General features: G+C 55.1%; 1 protein-coding gene. It reads right to left on the bottom strand.

Annotated features, from left to right (window positions below):
- Positions 1-878 (bottom strand): IS630 family transposase (locus ACP7BV_RS27385; RefSeq protein ID WP_426108061.1); only part of this gene is annotated, 878 nt, incomplete at both ends.

Below are 878 nucleotides of genomic sequence, written 5' to 3'. Positions count from 1 at the left end.
CTTATTAAGTTTGGCACGAGCGCGCGTGACTTTGGCAAGAATGTCGGTCGCTTTCGCGGTCCATATATACGGTTTCGGTGCCATATTATGTTTTGCAATGAACTGTCCAATCGATTCGGTCAGGTCTGGGACTGACTTGAACGTCGCGCGTCGCAACTGCGTCTCCGATAGATCCCGGAAGAACCGTTCAACCATATTGAGCCAGGACGCGCTGGTCGGCGTGAAGTGCATATGGAAACGCGGATGCTTTGCCAGCCACGCTTTCACATTGGCGTGCTTGTGGGTTGCGTAGTTATCGGCAATCAAATGAATCTCCTTGCCTTTGGGCGTGCTGCGATCAATTTGCCGCAGGAAGCGTAACCATTCCTGATGACGATGCTTCGTTTGGCACTGACCAATGACGCTCCCGTCGAGTGTACTCATCGCCGCGAACAAGGTCGTCACTCCGTTGCGCTTATAGTCATGTGTCATCGTTTGGCAACGCCCCTTCTTGAGTGGCAATCCCGGCTGCGTACGGTCCAGTGCCTGAATCTGCGACTTCTCGTCACAGCAAAAAACCAAGGCGCTTTCCGGCGGGTTCAGATACAGCCCAACAATGTCCTCAAGCTTCTCCGTGAAGTGCTTGTCGTTCGATACCTTGAAGGTCGATACCCGATGCGGCTTGAGGCCGTGGGCATGCCAGATGCGCCGAACGCTCGCTTCGCTGATACCCACCGCAGCGGCCATTGTCCGGGTGCTCCAGTGCGTGGCATTGGCCGGCGATTGCTGGGTTGTCATCTTCACGATCGCTTTGACCTTGCGCTCAGAAATCTGCGGCTTGCGTCCTGGCCGCGTTCCATCCCGCTCAATTCCCGATTGACCATCTTCGATGTATCGAC

Source organism: Massilia sp. TSP1-1-2, from assembly GCF_049896185.1.
GTDB lineage: Bacteria > Pseudomonadota > Gammaproteobacteria > Burkholderiales > Burkholderiaceae_D > Telluria_A.
Note: the sequence above shows the minus strand (reverse complement) of the source record. Positions and strands in the feature narration are given on the sequence as shown.